General features: G+C 67.3%; 15 protein-coding genes and 1 pseudogene. 5 read left to right on the forward strand and 11 right to left on the reverse strand.

From position 1 onward, the window contains the following. Positions 1 to 325: 325 nt before the first annotated feature. Together IE262_RS38495 and IE262_RS38500 are read left to right on the forward strand one after the other, a co-directional pair. Entirely contained in the window at positions 326 to 961 is a 636-nt protein-coding gene (locus tag IE262_RS38495) for a DUF305 domain-containing protein (protein ID WP_189880250.1), read from the forward strand. A 545-nt stretch (positions 962 to 1,506) separates the two neighbouring features. Continuing rightward, on the forward strand, positions 1,507 to 2,610 hold the full coding sequence (locus IE262_RS38500; protein ID WP_189880252.1) for a hypothetical protein: 1,104 nt from the start codon (positions 1,507 to 1,509) through the stop codon (positions 2,608 to 2,610). 16 nt (positions 2,611 to 2,626) lie between these two features. Here the strand turns inward: IE262_RS38500 and IE262_RS38505 are convergent, their stop codons facing one another. From IE262_RS38505 to IE262_RS38520, 4 genes are all read right to left on the reverse strand, one after another. Then, the gene (locus IE262_RS38505) at positions 2,627 to 3,376 is read right to left on the reverse strand and encodes a hypothetical protein (protein ID WP_189880254.1); all 750 of its coding nucleotides are present in this window, start codon (positions 3,374 to 3,376) and stop codon (positions 2,627 to 2,629) included. 13 nt (positions 3,377 to 3,389) lie between these two features. Continuing rightward, positions 3,390 to 4,274 carry a DNA-processing protein DprA gene (locus tag IE262_RS38510; RefSeq protein WP_189880256.1) on the reverse strand — a complete coding sequence of 295 codons (885 nt, stop codon included), beginning with the start codon at positions 4,272 to 4,274 and terminating at the stop codon, positions 3,390 to 3,392. Positions 4,275 to 4,363: 89 nt separating this feature from the next. Further along, positions 4,364 to 4,825, reverse strand: coding sequence for a hypothetical protein (locus tag IE262_RS38515; protein WP_189880258.1), 462 nt, complete (start codon positions 4,823 to 4,825; stop codon positions 4,364 to 4,366). Positions 4,826 to 4,878: 53 nt separating this feature from the next. Further along, positions 4,879 to 5,331 (reverse strand): hypothetical protein, encoded by a 453-nt coding sequence (locus IE262_RS38520; RefSeq protein ID WP_189880260.1) that lies wholly within the window; start codon positions 5,329 to 5,331, stop codon positions 4,879 to 4,881. 328 nt (positions 5,332 to 5,659) lie between these two features. Between IE262_RS38520 and IE262_RS38525 the strand changes: the two genes are divergently transcribed. Next, entirely contained in the window at positions 5,660 to 6,583 is a 924-nt protein-coding gene (locus tag IE262_RS38525) for a TniQ family protein (protein WP_189880280.1), read from the forward strand. Between the two features lie 537 nt (positions 6,584 to 7,120). Here the strand turns inward: IE262_RS38525 and IE262_RS38530 are convergent. Continuing rightward, positions 7,121 to 7,591, reverse strand: coding sequence for a MerR family transcriptional regulator (locus IE262_RS38530; protein WP_189880262.1), 471 nt, complete (start codon positions 7,589 to 7,591; stop codon positions 7,121 to 7,123). Positions 7,592 to 7,619: 28 nt separating this feature from the next. Between IE262_RS38530 and IE262_RS38535 the strand changes: the two genes are divergently transcribed. Then, positions 7,620 to 8,441 (forward strand): methyltransferase domain-containing protein, encoded by an 822-nt coding sequence (locus tag IE262_RS38535; protein ID WP_189880264.1) that lies wholly within the window; start codon positions 7,620 to 7,622, stop codon positions 8,439 to 8,441. Positions 8,442 to 8,453: 12 nt separating this feature from the next. On the opposite strand, the pseudogene IE262_RS38540 reads toward IE262_RS38535, so the two are convergent. Together IE262_RS38540 and IE262_RS38550 are read right to left on the reverse strand one after the other, a co-directional pair. Further along, positions 8,454 to 8,745, reverse strand: a pseudogene (locus IE262_RS38540) (IS5-like element IS4811 family transposase); the annotation flags it as partial. A gap of 267 nt (positions 8,746 to 9,012) precedes the next feature. Then, positions 9,013 to 10,644 carry an MFS transporter gene (locus IE262_RS38550; protein ID WP_189880266.1) on the reverse strand — a complete coding sequence of 544 codons (1,632 nt, stop codon included), beginning with the start codon at positions 10,642 to 10,644 and terminating at the stop codon, positions 9,013 to 9,015. Positions 10,645 to 10,808: 164 nt separating this feature from the next. Between IE262_RS38550 and IE262_RS38555 the strand changes: the two genes are divergently transcribed. Then, a complete protein-coding gene (locus IE262_RS38555; RefSeq protein ID WP_189880268.1) occupies positions 10,809 to 11,522 on the forward strand; it encodes a TetR/AcrR family transcriptional regulator in 714 nt (237 codons plus the stop codon). Between the two features lie 569 nt (positions 11,523 to 12,091). On the opposite strand, the gene IE262_RS38560 is transcribed toward IE262_RS38555, so the two are convergent. The 4 genes from IE262_RS38560 to IE262_RS38575 all read right to left on the reverse strand — a co-directional run bounded on the left by IE262_RS38560 (position 12,092) and on the right by IE262_RS38575 (position 15,579). Continuing rightward, on the reverse strand, positions 12,092 to 12,742 hold the full coding sequence (locus IE262_RS38560; protein WP_189880270.1) for a TetR/AcrR family transcriptional regulator: 651 nt from the start codon (positions 12,740 to 12,742) through the stop codon (positions 12,092 to 12,094). Between the two features lie 116 nt (positions 12,743 to 12,858). Beyond that, positions 12,859 to 13,122: a GH32 C-terminal domain-containing protein gene (locus IE262_RS40405; RefSeq protein WP_308432855.1), complete on the reverse strand. Its 264-nt coding sequence runs from the start codon at positions 13,120 to 13,122 to the stop codon at positions 12,859 to 12,861. A 217-nt stretch (positions 13,123 to 13,339) separates the two neighbouring features. After that, the gene (locus tag IE262_RS38570) at positions 13,340 to 14,347 is read right to left on the reverse strand and encodes an NAD(P)H-binding protein (protein ID WP_189880272.1); all 1,008 of its coding nucleotides are present in this window, start codon (positions 14,345 to 14,347) and stop codon (positions 13,340 to 13,342) included. Between the two features lie 287 nt (positions 14,348 to 14,634). Further along, positions 14,635 to 15,579, reverse strand: coding sequence for an alpha/beta fold hydrolase (locus IE262_RS38575; protein ID WP_189880274.1), 945 nt, complete (start codon positions 15,577 to 15,579; stop codon positions 14,635 to 14,637). Between the last annotated feature and the right edge of the window lie 330 nt (positions 15,580 to 15,909).

Here is a 15,909-nt window from a genome sequence, read left to right on the forward strand (position 1 = left end):
TGCGCACTGCCCCTTGCCGGATTCCTCCGGTGATCTTCAACGCCGCCCGTGCCACCGTCGCCCAGCACGACAAGCTCGCCACCCTTCTGGCCCCGGCCCGCAGCCAAGGCCGCTGGAAGGACCGCGGACAACCGGCGAGCGCACTGAACGGGCTCTCCTCGCCGTTCAGACGAAATGGCTGATCCACCCGGGTGTCCCTCGGACCGCCCCGCGCGTTCGATCACCCCGGCACAGGGCCCTGCAAGTCAGCATGAGTCGTGCCCAGACCAACCCGGCCCCTCGCACCCCTGCCCTCGGCCCGCCCCACCCTGGAGAACCCCCGACCATGACCACTGCCCGCACGCTCCTGCGCCGTACCAGCCTGGCGTCGCTCACGGCCGTGACCGCGCTGGCACTGGGCGCGTGCGGCGGCAGCGACAACACCGACGTTGCCCACACCTCCACTGCATCCGCTCCGGCGGCGACCGCCACCGGTCGGCACAACCAGGCCGATGTCACCTTCGCCCAGCAGATGATCGTGCATCACCGCCAAGCCATCGAGATGGCCGGCATGGCCCAGGAACACGCCCACTCCAGCGACGTGAAAGCCCTCGCGGTGAAGATCGAAAAGGAGCAGGAGCCGGAGATCAAGACCATGTCCGGCTGGCTGAAGTCCTGGGGTGAGCCAGTCCCCAAGGGGACGTCCACGCCTGGCATGGATCACCACAGTCCCTCTGCGATGCCCAGCATGCCCGGCATGATGGACGATCAGCAGATGCGCGACATGATGCACGCGTCCGGCAAAGCTTTCGACACCATGTTCCTGACCCTGATGATCAAGCACCACCAGGGCGCGATCGACATGGCCAAGACAGAGAAGAAGCAGGGCGTCCACGGCCCCGCCAGAACCCTCGCCGGTGACATCATCACCACCCAGAGCACGGAGATCGCCCAGATGCGGAAGATGCTCGGCTCCAGCTGACCCTGCCGGCGGCAAGGATCGCTCTGACCTCGGCACTGCAGCACGCCGAAGACAGCCCCGACGCGTGAGATACCTCACGCGGCAGGGCCCTCACACGCCCTGATCAGGGCTGTGTGATGCCTCACAGCGATCACGGAAACGAGAAACGGGCCCCTGCGATGACTTCCGTCACCTGCAGAGACCCGTTCCATCGGTTCTTCGCTGTGGGGCACCGACGGAATGGGCTGACCAAGGGGTACACCACGCCCCCCAAGATCAACTCCCGCGATCACAAAGATCTTTTCCCATCCGCCAGGTGAGAGGCGCGACAGTCGGCCGATACCCCGGGGATGCCCCGCCGAGAAACCTCCGAGTCACCGGCGCCTGTTCAATCAGTCGTCCATGCCCCGCGGACGGCGCTCCGGCCATCGGCGGCGGCACCTACGGGTAGTGCGCGCCTGTTCGAACGATTTTTGACGCCCGGTGACATCCGAGGAAAAGCCGTTGAGCACCACATGAGAAGGGAAGATAATTCTGGCTCAGCATGAGGGAGGCTGGCAGTGTCCGTGAACAATGACGTCATCAAGGCTGGCGTGGCTAGCGATGCTGACTACGTGGGTCGATTGTTCCGCGACTTTCAGGCAGCAAATGATGCGAGCGTATCGTGGGTCATGCCCCTGTGCATGGCTCCATACTTTTCGCTGGTGCTCCATGAGGCGAAGAGGAAGCCCCAGGCGATCGACTCTTCAGCATTTAATGGGTTCTCTGCCGAAGCTGAGGAGGTGTGTGCTCGCGCGAGGCATAGCCTGAAGCTCTTCGAGGACACACAACGACACATCGACGGACAGTTGCGATTTTTCACAGATGACATTTTGGACAAGCACTCCGATCACTTCCTAGGGAATACCTGGCTCTGGCTCGCCCGGAGGTGGGAGAAGGACCTGGGGCTTTTCACGTACGAAGGTACGCTAGTTACGACCTCGCATGCCGCTGCTTTTCACCTTGGAGTTGAGGCAGACAAGCTCCTTCAGGAGGATAACGGCACCTACATGCTCGGTATTATGCAGCAGTTGGGACGTTGCTTCGGAGCACTCGGCGCTCGTATGGATACTCAGGGAGGCGAGACGTTTGTACGCCACCTCGCAGGGGCGCATTTGAGATCTGCAGATGTGCGAGCTTCAACGTACTACGCGCAGGCTTTCGATGGAGTAGCAACACAGGCCATGAAAGGCGTTTTGACCGACTTCCAAGTCAGGATGAATTTCATCGATAAGATCGTCACTGCTGGAGCCGATATCCGTAATCTTGAGTACACGGTTTTCAAGATTCGCTACATCACCCTGTATCAGGTGTTGCTGAGCCTCAAGCTCCTCAGGGATGACACGCGTTATCCGCTGTCACCTTCGTCTAACGCGGTACTGAAAACCATCCTGGATACTGACGCCGTACATACCATCACGGATGGTGCGGTCCGAGAGTTTCGGAACACCTTGATTCACTACAACTTGCTGAAGGGGGCCGATCTCGCGAAGGTTGATTTGGCTCAGCCGATCTTTGGCCTAGCACCTCAGTATTTTCCTGCCTATACCTTTGAGCAGCTGAGTGAATTGGTAGATGCCTGTATTCGTGAAACGGCCTGCGCCCTGAATAGATGGGCAAGCAGCGTGTAGGTCCCCGAAACAGGGCTCAGCCGTGGTGCCAGGGTCGAAGTGCGCACATGTCCCAGGAGAACCGCCGTAGCCGCGCCTGTTCGACGAGCGTGGCCGTGTCGCCGTACGAGTTGTTCAAATGCCGACCAAGGACCACGACAGCCACGCTTCTCGCACCCGCTGCCTTCAGCGCTGCGGAGGCGGACTGAGCATGGTTTCCGCTGGTCCACGTGTCGTCGATGACCAGGACGTTCTCGCCCCAGAGCGCTGCCGAGGTATAGCGCGAGCGAGACGGGTTCCGGCCCAGAACGGCCGCGTCCGGGGCCGGAGCGAGCAGGTCGCGGTACCGATCGCGGGTGACCTCCACCATCTCGGCGGTAATGGTGCGCAGGGGGTGGTTCTCGCGACCGCTCGTGCTGGGTGCCGTCGTGACTATGTCGAAGCCGGGTACGGCGCAGTGAGCCGCAACGCAGCCTTCGTGGAGGGCCAGGAAGCGCCACAGAACCGCTGCCAAGCCTGTACGAAAGTACATCTGCTGCGGACCGGCAGCGTTCTTGTAGCGCCACAGTTCGTTGGCGTACTGCTCACCCTTGAGGGCCAGGCTTACCGGAACAACCACGTCGGCGACACCTGTGCCCAGGACGTTGCCGGTCTGCTGACACTGTCTGCAACTCGGATAGCCGGCGTTCGCGGTGCCGCGGCAGATTTGGCATACGCCCGGGCCGGACATCAAGGGATGGACGAGGAAGTTGGCGTAACGGTCGGACAGTCCGACGACTGTTGTCACCCGAGGCCGCCGACTATGCCCAGGTCAGCTCGCCCGTTGTGGGGACGAGAGAATCGAGGACGTCGAAGACGTCGTCTGCCGTATCGATGACGCTCGTGTTCGGTCTAGTGGCGTACTCGCGCGCCCATTCATGCGTCATGAGGGAACGCATCAGGAAGACGCGGCGACCGTGCTCCAGGGCGAGGCGGGCTTGCATCCGAGCGCCGCTTCGATAGGCCGCCTCGACCACGACAGTGGCCAGGCTGTATCCGCTCATCACGGCGTTGCGCATGGGGAAGGACGCTTTCGAGGGCGGCGCATCCGGCCAGAACTGGGAAATGACCAACCCCCTCTCAGCAATCTCCTGTTGCAGACGAGCATTCGGCGCAGGGTAAGAGCGGCGCAGGCCGGTACCAATGACAGCGACGGTTCGGCCTCCGACAGCGAGAGCGGTGCCATGGGCGGCGGTGTCGATTCCGGCAGCCAGCCCGCTGACCACCGTTACGCCACGCTCGGCGAGCCCACCCGCGATGGCCCGGGCATGGTCGATTCCCTCAGGTGTGGGGTTGCGGGTGCCAACAACCGCGACCCGCAGGTCTTCCTCGACGTGAGTGCCACGCAGGAACAGGAAGGGAGGGCGCTGATGGACCAACCTCAGGCACAGCGGATAGTCTTCGTCCAGAATCGTCACGAGGCGCATGCCCTCGCGGTCCCAGGCAGCGATCTCAGCGGCGATCGACTCCAGATCCACGGCTGGCGCGGTGTCGAAAAGGGCAGCCTGCCCGGAGGCGTCAAGAGCACTCTCGAGGACATCCCGCGCACTGCCGACGGTCTCGACCTGGTCGGTCAGCTCGGGCCAGGAACGATCCCCGCGCCGCAACAGCGCTACGAGCGCAGCTCGCTCCAGCTCCTGGTCCATGCCACCAGTATAAGAACAGGCCACCTGAGCGGTACGGGAACGTAGGGACCAGTCCCGTAAAGACTCCCGCAGAGCAGCAGCACCTGGGATCACCTTTGGATCCGCCGCGCAGCCGAACCTGTGATCTCCTCAGGGCTGTAGGTACGCAGCAGACCGTTCAGCGAGCACTCCAGCCGTGCTCGACGTGTGGACCGCGCACGAGCGAGCGCCTGGGCGATCGCCTTCCGCAGGTACTCCTCCGGGGTCTTCCCCTCCGCCGAGGCGCCCGCCCGGATCCGCTCATAGGTCTCGTCGCTCAAGGGGATGCTCATCAGGTACTTGCCGTCCGGCCCCGGAAAGAGACTGCAGAGCACGTCGATCGGAAGTGCGTCCTCCAGCCGTTTCCAGATCTTGCGCATCGCCCGCCCCTCGTTCTTGGCCGACACGAGTACCACGAGCCGTCTGCGGTCGTCGGCGGCTGCCAGAGGGAGGCAACTTTCCTGTTGAGCAGCCCTTAGTTCAAGGGTGTCCACGGAGCGGGTCAGGGTGATCTCAATCGCGTGCAAGGTCACTGCTTGTCCTCCTGCTGCGGTGAGTTGAGAACGAGAACTGCGGCCTCGGTGAGTCACTCGAGCGAGATCTCTCCGTCCGGCAGCCACCCCTCCCAGTAGCCATCCATGAAGTCGAGCAGCTCAGCGGGATCGACCACCGCGCCGGCTGACCGCAACTCGGCCGTTGTCCACCAGCAGGCCTCCGGTGCGAGTGCGAAGCGGACGGATGGCGGCCAGCTTTCCGCCACAGAGCGGACTACGAGGACGTACTGGACCCCGTGTGGTGCGTCCCTGCGGGCGAGCCGGCCAATGAGCGGCGAGATACGCAGTGGCGGGAGGTGCGCGACCTTCCGCAGATGGAGAGTTGCCGACCGACGGCAAGTCTCACCGGAGCGCATGGGGACCGTCGGCAGAGTCCAGCAGTTCTCCTCGTCGGGTCCGTACGGGATCAGGAGGAGCATGCGCTTCGAGGAGTCGATGACGACGGGGCGTACTACGTCGCAGCCATCCAGGTGGGCATCGTTCATGCTCCAACGCTTCCATGATGTTATTCGAATAACACCATGGAAGCGTCCTGACGGGTGACACGCCCCCGGCCAGGGTTGAGTAAACGACGACCTGCCTCGGTCACTCACACTGGTGGTCCGCCCTCAAGCCACGGTTCGACAGAGCGCACCTGTCACAGGATTCGCAACGTGAGCACCGCGAAGAAGACCGTGCAGAAGCGTCGCCCACCGCGTCCGACGCTGACAGGACCAGTGGTTCAACCGATACCCGGGGAGTCACTGACCAGCTGGGTCGGTGAGCTGGCCCGTGAACAGGACTTCGAGATGAAGCCGCTCCTTCGGGAACTTCATCGACAGGCTCGGTGGGCTCACTGCGGCCGAAACGCGGTTGTCCGATCCTGTGGTCCGGCGGATGGAGAAGCTGACCGGGATCGACGCCGAGCGCCTGCACGCGATGACCCTCGCACGCTACGCCGGAAACGCGCTGCCGCATCTCGCGCTGCTCGCATCTGACGGTGTGGCGGTACAGCAGTGGAACAAGGGGGCGTGGCTCCACCGTTCGCGGGCACGCTGGTGCCCCAGGTGCCTGCGCAACGGCAGCAGTTCGCGCTGGCTCCTGCGCTGGCAACTTCCCTGGTCGTTCGCGTGCGTTGATCACGCCGTCTACATGGTGACCGAATGCCAGTCCTGCTGGGACACCGTCGATTTCCGGCACGACGCGCCACCCCCGCGAAACTGCGACAACATGACCGACGAGGGCGAATGGACTTACGGCCTCAGGGAACCTTGCGGACACTCGCTGACCATGTGCCAGCCGGTGCCCGTCAGCGACACCTCTGTCTTGACTTTGCAGGAACGCGTCAACTCGTGGCTCGACGGAACACCCACGCATGACGATAGACAGCTCGTAGCGCTCGCGGCCGTACTGATCCCACTACTTTCGCCGTCGATGGTGCGCCGCGGTGATCCCCTGCTGCGATATGCGGTGCGCTCACCGCGGGGCACCGCACAGCACAAGAGGAACGGCAAAAGGCCATGGACCGACTCGCTTCGGGTCGCGGCTGCGGTATACGCCGCAGACCGGCTCCTGGACCGCGGGTATCCAGCCGACTACATCGCTGACCGGATCTTCGATCTCCGCCTTATCGATCACCGGCGGAGACCATGGCACATGGACGTCGCGGAGCTGGCGTACGGGCCTGGACTGCGGCCTAATCCCTTCGTCGAGCCGCTGGTGCACCGCGGGCTGATCACTCTCGGCGGCTGGCTCTGATCGGACCAGCGCCGCAGCTCCGGCGAACGGTTGTCAGTACAGCGGCCGGACGTCGTCGTACGCCCCTCTGGCAGCCGGTGGTGGCGGCGCGGGCGCACCGGGGTCCGGCCTGGGCACGTAACAACAAAGTGGCCGCTGACGTAGGCGCGGGCGCCGTTGCTCAAGGGCCCGCGGCCTCCGCCACCACCAGATCATCGCGCGGCGTGTCCCGGCGGCGTGCGGGCGCCAGGTATCCGCATGGGCGGGTCACGGCAGGACCCCGGTGGGGAAGATCATGCCCCCAACCCCGCCTGGTGGTCCCCGCATCATGGGCCATCCGCAGCGCGGACAAGAGGGTGGGCACACCCGTCCGGCGTGCCCAGCACGACCGTGTCAGCGGCCGGTGAACTCGGCCGTCCCGCGCTTGACGAGGACTTCCAGACCGATCCGTGTTTCTGATCCTCGGCCAGTGTCAGTGCCGTCGTACGAACTCAAGCGGCTCCGGCTCGTCGTCGGTCAGACCTGTACGCTCCTCGCCCGGCCCGGGCCGGGTCGTGCTCAATCGCCCCGCTGAGCAGGCGGCTTTCCGCCTCGCGCTCGCCCGTGCGCCGGCACTCGGGAGCCGACCTGCTCGGCGATGAGCCGCCGGTAGTACGGGCACTGGGTGACGTCCTCGTGCTCGCAGTTCAGGCCACCCTCGATGAGCTCCAATGAGATCCGGGTGGCGGCGATCCTCGATCGGAGCTCTTCGGCCTCGGCACGCAGGATCTCGTGCCGGGTAGAGGGCTCGACGGTTGCGAACAGGCTCCTGATGATGTCCAGGCCTAGGCCAGCCTCCTTGAGTATGAGGATCGCCGCCACGCGGGTGAAGTCGTCCGCGCCGTAGCGGCGGCGTCCGCCTGCGTCCCGTACGGGGTGCAGCAGGCCCATCGACTCCCAATGCCGCAGGACGTGCGTGGCGAGACCGAACCGTGCCGCGAGAGCGCCGATGCTCATCGCGCTCGCGCCGTTGTCTCCGCTTGACTTCATGTTGACATTAAGTCGTAGCGTGGCGTCCATGTCCAAGAACCCGGAAGCGGTGGAAAAGCACCGCAACACCGAGGCCATGCTGGCCCTCCTCGACGCGATGGACCAGATGCCGAGCGCCATCCTGCTGCGGGCCCGCTCCTACGAACTGCTGTCTCTTGTCCCGGGCTCGTCTGTCGTGGACATCGGCTGCGGTGCCGGGCGGGCCGTCGCCGAGCTTGCCGAGCGTGGCGTCCACGCGGTGGGCGTGGATCCCGATCCGTGGATGCTGGCCGAGGCACGGAAACGGTGGCCGGGGGCCGAGTTCTGGGAGGCGGGGGCGGAGGATCTGCCGTTCGCCGACGGAAGTGTGCGCGGCTACCGTGCCGACAAGGTCTTCCACGCACTTCAGGAGCCGTGGCGCGCGGTGGCGGAAGCGCGGCGCGTCCTCTGCCCGGGCGGCAGGATCGTCCTGGTCGGGCAGGACTGGGACGCCATCATGGTCGACTCTGATGACGCGGCGCTCACCCGCACGATCGTGCACGCCCGCGCCGACCTCCTGGGCACGCCCCGCGCCGCCCGCCAGTACCGCAACCTGCTCCTGGACGGCGGCTTCAACGACGTCACCGTCGAGGTGCACACCAGCGTGTTCACCGATCCCGCGATGCTGTCGCTGCTCACCGGGCTCGCCGAGTCGGCCTGCATGAGCGGTGCCGTCGGCCGTGACCAGGCCGATGAGTGGCTCGCCGAACAGCGCCGACGCGCCGAGGCCGACCGCTTCCTCATCGCCATTCCGTTCTTCGTGGCTGCCGCCTCCGCCCAGAGAGCAGATGGAGCAGGGGCTGCGGGGATCCGCTTGACCGGAAAACGGTGACCACGTCTGTCAGGCACTCGTGGCCGATGTGGGTTTCCTTGGCCAGCTGGGGGTGGCCCCTTCCGTGCGAGACGCCTGGTCATGAGGGTGATGACGGCCCAGGTGATCAGGTCTCGGAGTACTGGATGAGCCGTTCGGAGTCCCGGGCATGGCGGCGTGCGTGCATCATCCACGCGAGCGACCTCTCGACGACCCAGCGGCGGGACAGCACGACGAAGGCAGAGGCGTCCTTGGGGCGGCTGACCGGCTTGACGGTCAGGTTGAGGTGCTATTTCGCCCAGTCGACGAGCTTTCCGGCGTAGGCGGGCGAGGGCGGTGAGGGCCGGGACGAGCAGTTGCCCGAGGAGAACGCGATGATCGTCACCGGCCCTGTCGACCGGCAGGTGAGCTCGGCGAGTTCACGGCGGGCCTCGCCTGGTCGTCGAGTACGACGGCGACGATCCCGATCCGTACGAGCGGTGGCGCGGCCGGGCGTCCGCGCCGATCGCCGACGACGAGTACCGCCCGGACGCGTCGCCCGTCGATCCCGCGGACGCGTCCCCGGCGATCCAGTGGACGCCCCGTCGGCGATCTAGCGGGTGGCCCCGGTGTGCTCCCGCGCAGTGGCCGCCTCGCGTGCCGTCGTCCTGGCCCCCGGCTCGGTGCTCTGCTTCGCGAAGCCGCGCCGGCCCGGCAGGACCGCGAGGACGATCAGGGTTCCGGCGGCCATGATGATCCCGCCGATGAGGCTGGTCTGGGCGACTCCGTGGGCGAAGGCCTGGTGGACGGCGTCCACGGCGGCCTGGGCCTGCTGGGGCCCGGCGGAGGGATCCTGTGCGACCCGCTCCGCGACGGCCAGGCCGGCGCCGACCGAGTCCTTGGCGGTCTCCATCGCCTCGCCCGGGAGCCGGTTGCCCACCAGGTCGGTCAGCTCGTCGCGGTAGGCCGTGCCCAGCAGCGAGCCCAGCACCGCGATGCCCAGCGCCCCGCCCAGTTCCAGCGCGGTGTCGTTGACCCCGCCGCCGACGCCCAGCTCGGACTCGGGGAAGGAGCCCATGATCGTGTCGGTCGCCGGGGAGATGGCCAGTCCGAGCGCGAGGCCCAGCATCATCATCGGTGCCAGGAAGTCCCCGTACGTCGACCCCTTGTCGATCTGGGTGAGCAGGAACATGCCCGCCGTGCCGATGGCCATGCCGGTCACGACCATCGCCTTCACCCCCAGCTTCGGGGCGAGCATCCCGGTCACCGCGGACCCGAGGAACACCGCACCGGCCAGCGGCAGCAGCCGTACACCCGTGTCCAGGGCGCCGTAGCCGAGGACGAACTGCAGGAACTGCGTCGAGTAGTAGATCACGGCGAACATGCCGAAGAAGAAGAACATCACCGCGAGCATCGAGCCGGTGAAGGGCCGCAGCGCGAACTTTCGGACGTCCAGCATCGGGTGCGGGTGGCGCAGCTCCCAGGCGATGAAGGCGACCAGACCGGCACCGGCGACCACGGCGGCGGTGACGGGGCCGGCGCCCCAGCCGGAGTGCGGGCCCTCGATGGCGGCGTAGATCAGGGAGCCGACGGTGACGATCGACAGCAGACCACCGACGTAGTCGATCCGGCCCATGCCCTGCGCCTTGGACGGCGGTACCAGGGCGAGCGCGCCGAACACGGCGGCCACGGCGATCGGCACGTTGATCAGGAAGGTCGAGCCCCAGGCGTGGTCCTCAAGCAGCCAGCCGGAGACCAGCGGGCCGACGGCTACCGCCAGCCCGGAGGTCGCGGCCCAGGCGGTGATGGCCTTGGCCCGCTCGCTCCGGGGGAAGGTCGCGACCAGCAGGGACAGCGTGGCCGGCATCACGACCGCGGCACCGACACCCATGATCGCGCGGGCCACGATGACCAGCGAGGTCTCGTCGACCATGCTCCCCATCACCGAACCGCCGGCGAAGAGCAGCAGACCCAGCACCAGCGCGCCGCGCCGGCTGTACTTGTCGCCGATCGCGCCCAGCACCAGCATCAGCGCCGCGTACGGAACGGTGTAGCCGTCGACGACCCACTGCAGATCACTGCTGCTCAGGCCCAGGTCGGTGGTCATGTCGGGGGCGGCGACGATCAGCGACGTGTTCGCCATCACCGTGATCAGCAGACTCAGGCACAGCACGAGCAGCGCCCACCAGCGCCGCGCGTAAGGCCCGGTCATTTTCTCCACGGGGGTGTTCGCAAGGAAGGGCATCAGTAGCTCCTGAGAGGGACGGGCGGATGAGCGGAAGCACTTAATTGCCCATCGATGTGCAGACTAGTTTATTGCCCCTCGGTGTGCAACTATCGCGATGACTCCCTCCTCCCACCCGCCCTCGAGGTACCGACGTGACCAGCCGACCAGCACGAACACCGACGATGAGGCCGAGACGGTCTCCGGCCCGGCCCCACGAGACGCCGCCCCCTCCTGCTCCGACTTCATCCCCCTCGCCGACTTCGACCGCGACTTCGGCGCAGCGTCGCGACGCGCGGGCCACCCGTGCCCGGATCCTCGACGCGGCTCGGCGGGAACTGACCCGCGACCCCGACAGCGGCCTGGAGGACATCGCCGATGCCGCCGGTGTGGCCCGGCGCACCGTGTACGTCCACTTCGCCGGCCGGGCCGCGCTCGTCGAGGGCCTGGCCGCCGAGGCCGCGGAGGCGATCCGGCGCGCCGTCGCGGGTGCCCCGGCCCCGACCCCAGACGCCGTCGCGGACCTGGCGCGATTCCTCCTCATGGTGTGGCCCGTCGGCGACCGTTACCGCGCCCTCATCCGGCTGGCTCGCGGCCATGACATCGCACGCGCACGCGTCGACGAACTGCTGGCCCCCGCCCGCGACATGGCCACGAGGGTCTTCGCCCGCGGCCGCCGACAGGGCGTCTTCCAGACCACCGTCCCGCCCGATCCGCTCACCCGAGCCATCGAGGCCCAAGTGCTGACCCTGCTCGACTGCGCAGACTGCGGCCTGTGGTCCGACGACGGCACCGGCGCCGCCACCGCCGCCCTCATCGCCGCCGGAGTCGCCCCGGACACAGCCGCCGCGAAGGTCGATCAGGTACGGAAGTCCGGGTCGCCCCCGAGTCCCGTCTAAAACCCCGTGCCCGTATCCCACTCACCCGAATGTCCGCCCCGAACTCCCCGCCCCCCGAACTCCCTTTGAAGGAATGCCGATGTACCACCCCCCTCCGGCGCCCTCGACCGGCTGGACATCACGGCAGCACACGACATCCCCGCCGATGACTCGGACCGCCCGCTGCCGGTGACCGAACTCGCCGTACGGATGGACGGGTTGGAGAAGTCGGAGAAGTCGGACGACGCAGCAAGGCCCGGGTCCGCTCGGCGGAGGCGACCGCCTTCCTGTCGTACGCGGACCTGCGCTCTGCCTGGAACTGCCCCAGGGCTACGGCGGCCTCCGGCAACCGCGTCATCTTCAAGGACTTCAAGCTCGCGGGCCGCTTCGCCCTGCCCGAGGCCGGTGAGAAGTTGCTCGTCCAGGTCTTCGCCGAGCCGATCGCGCCGCGGAACATCCCCGACGGCCTCCGACTGCGCTCGGTCACCACCACGGAGCAGGGCCTCACCGCGCACTTCTCCGGCAAGTCGGTCACCTTCCGCCGCGACGACGCCCGGGACACCTCGTCGAACGGGTCGGCCGGAGAGAAATCAGGTGCCGTGGGCAGGGAGAGCCGTAGCCATCGCCGACGCGACCTCCTCGACCACCGCGCTCGCCCGATCCTCCGGCACGCCGGCCGCGATGAGGGTGGCCGTGGCGATTCGCAGCCCGTCGTCCTCCAGCGCGCCGGTGTTGACGGACTCCACCAGAGCCACGATCAACGCCATCAGGCCTGCGCTCTGCACGGCCGGCGGCAGATGGGAGTGGAAGACGCCGTCCCGCTGCCCGCGCTCCACGATCCCGGTGACGGCCTCCCGGGCCGGCGCGAGCACCTCGGCGACGCGCTCGGAGCCGAGGTCCCGCCGGGTGAGCGCCAGCAGCATGCGGTAGCGGTCGCCCACGGGCCACATCCGGAGTACGCACCGCGCCAACGCCTGCTCGGCCGACTCCCCCGGCTCCGGCCTGGCCTCCACCGTGTTCCGCAACGTCTCGGCGGCTTCCTCGGCGAGCGCCTCCACCAGCGCCGCCCGCCCCGGGAAGTGCCCGAAGAGGGTGCGCCGGACGACCCCGGCGGCCCGCGCCAGCTCCTCCAGCGTGACATCGGGGTTCCGCCCCAGCTCCTCACGGGCCGTGGCCAGGATGCGCGCCCGGTTGGACCGCGCATTACGGCGCACCGGCTCGCGGGCCACGGGCTTGCTCACGAAGAACCTCGCAGTATCAACGGACGGACGAACGGCCCCCCTCATTTTGTCACGCCGAGCCGAAGCCCCCGTATCACGCCCCAGCGGCCGCTGCCTCACGCGGGACCCACCCCACCTCATGGCCCCGAAGCTCGGCCGAAGCGGAACCGAGCGCGCCCGGTGAGGCCCTCGCGCTTGTTCCTCGACGAGAGCCCCGGCGCGCCGGGCGCCGCCGACCTCGTCCGTCGCGGCCATCCCACCGGCCGGAACACCGCCTGCCCGTTGATGGTGAGCAGGGCCGGCCCGGTGTCGGACGGGTCGGGGAAGACCACGGTCGAGTGCGCGTAACGGCCGTCGTCGACGAACATCTCGACGCACATGCGGTCGACGAGGACGCGCACGCGGACCGTGCGGGCGGACAGGTCGAAGGGCGTCCGGCTCAGCTGCCAGCGGCCCGAGCATCGGGGCGGTGGTGTAACCGCGGTTGACGAAGGCGTAGTCAGGGGTTACTTGTCACCTGGTTCGCCGCTCGTTGACAGCGCCCATTGTTCGCCCGCCCCGACGCCTGAGAGCCACCCCTCAGGCTGAGGACTCCGGTGTGGTGTCACTCCGGAGCGCTCAGCGGTTCGGAGCGCCCGACAGTTCGCGCAGGCGAGTGTTGTTCTCCAGCGCCCACCGCACGGTCCGCGGCGGGTGCCCGAGCAGGGTTTCCAGTTGGTCGGAGAGGGCGTCGTACCGCCCGCTGGCGATCAGCCTGGTCTGGATCCTCAGGTGCGCCGCCACGTGCCGGGCCGCACCCGGATCGCCCAGGGACTCCTGCAGGACGGTCTCGTCGAGGAAGGTCTCGTTCCAGGCCTCCACTTCCTCAGGGATGTAGGTGACCTGGCGTCCCAGCACGGCTGCGTAGTCCTCAGCGAACCCGTACATGTCCTTCAGCTCCGGGCCGGTGAGCGCGTAGGACTTCGAGATGTGCGGTGCGGGGTCGACCAGCACCTTCACGCACACCTCTGCCACGTCGTGAACGGCGATGGGCGCGAGCCGCTGCTTGCCGAAGGGCAGGCGCAGTTCACCGTTGCTCAGCGGGCCCTGTTGCATCCAGGTCAGGTGGGGGTTCTCGGCGAACAGGGTCGGACGCACGTTGATGGTCGGCAGGCCGGACCAGTCCAGCACCCGCTCGCAGACCCAGTGGGCCCGCTGCTGTGGTGACCAGTCCGTGACCACTCCGCCGAGCCAGGAATGCCGCTCCTCGTCCGGTGCGGTCATCTTCTCGAGCGTCATGTACGACTGCTCGTAGTTGGACAGGTGCACGAAGGCCTCGATGTCGCCCTGGGCGCGCGCCGCCGCGGCCATCACGGTGAGGGCATCGGCGTAGTACGGCTGCGGGGTCATGCTGAAGTAGATGCGCTTGACACCCTTCAGCGCGGCGGCCACGTCCGCGAGTTTGAGCAGGTCGCCGACGAAGACCTCGGCCCCGGCCTCGCGCAGCGACTGCGCGCGTTCGTCGTCCCGTCGCACGAACGCGCGCACCGGGTGGCCCTGTTCGAGCAGCATGCCGACCATCAGCCTGCTCACGCCACCGACTTGGCCGCCGGCGCCGGTGATCAGAATGGGATTGCGTTCCGTCATTGTTGTGTCCTTCATCTGGTGGGGGTGGGTCGGCCGTTCAGGAAGCCGAGGAGGGTGGCGTTGACCTCGGCGCGACGCTCCTGCTGCCTGCTTGCCGGGCATGACTGAAAGCCGTCTGGAAACTGATTGGGTGAGGTGTAGTCGGAGGACGAGGGAAGGCCGTCGACGACGGAGTGTCGTGGCCGGGCACCGTCGTCCCGGCGGCGGCTCGGCTTCGTAGCCACGACCTGCCGCACGGTGAACGGGCGGCTTCGCACGGGCGGAGCCGCCCGTTCGGCATTGAGGGTTCAGGTGCGGGCGGGCGTCGTCTGCAGGAACAGCTCCAGCAGTGCCAGCAGCGTCTCGGGAGCGTCCTCGGTCGGGAAGTGACCGGCGCCCGGGATCTCGACCACGGGTGCGTCGGGGTAGCTGAGCCGGAACGAGGGGATCACGTACTGGGGCAGCAGTGCGGTGTCGCGCATCCCGACGGCCAGCATTGCCGGCACCGCGCGCAGTGCGGCGATGGCTTCCATGGGCGGCGGGCCGGGCGGGGGGCCCTGCGGGCCCTCCAGGACCTGCCGGGGGAAGGCGATGACACCGCGGGACTCGGCGGGGGTGGGGAAGGGGCTGGAGTAGGCGCGGATCCAGGTCGGCGTGGCGATCTCCGGTCGGGCGACATGCTGCAGGTCGATCATCAGCTGGGCGATGGTGTGACCCGCGTTTCCGAGGATCTGCTCGAACGAACCGTCCGCGAGCGCCGACTGGGCCCACTGGAACCACCGGCTCTCGGCGCCGTTGGCCTTCATCAGATCCTCGATGCCCTGGGCGAGAGGCAGCACGGTGTTCACCGCGAAGGTCCGGGAGATCCGGTCGGGGTGACGCAGTGCGAACCCGGTGCCGATGGGGCCGCCCCAGTCACGGACCACCAGGGTGATGTCGGTGAGGTCGAGCGTGTCGACGAGCAGCGATTCGAGATTGAGGATGTGTTCGCTCGCGTCGTATGTGCGGTCCTGGGGCGTCTCGCTCTTGCCGAAGCCCATGTGGTCGGGAACGACCACGCGATGGTGACGTGACAGTGGCCCGATCAGGTGGCGCCACTCGTAGCCCCACGTGGGCTCGCCGTGCAGCATGACGATCGTCTGATCGGGCCGTTCGGGGCCCTCGTCGACGTAGTGCTGGCGGAAGCCGGCCGCCTCGTTGAAGCGGGCGTGATACGGCCACGTGCCGTCGAACGTCTCGTCAGCAGCAATCACGGGACATCGTGCCTTCCGGTGCGGTGTTGTACGTACTGACCGCGGTCATGAGGTCCTCCGGAGTATTGGTTCTGAAGCAGCCCTCATCGGCTGGCTCGTTCTTGCGCCGAGCTGCGTGCGACGCCCTGAACGTCATGAGTTCAACGTCCAAGCCGCCTGCGCGGCATCGCGGTCCTGCACGCCCGGACCAAGCCTGTTCGGTGAGCTCAGGATGGTTGTGGACTGAACGGTAAGGAACCTAGGCGGTTCTGTACTGGTTTGTCAAGAAGGGTGGGTCGGCTTTACCTTCGATGCATGGCCAGACCACGAAGCTTCGACCCCGACCACGTC

The organism is Streptomyces bluensis (genome assembly GCF_014650715.1).
GTDB lineage: Bacteria > Actinomycetota > Actinomycetes > Streptomycetales > Streptomycetaceae > Streptomyces > Streptomyces bluensis.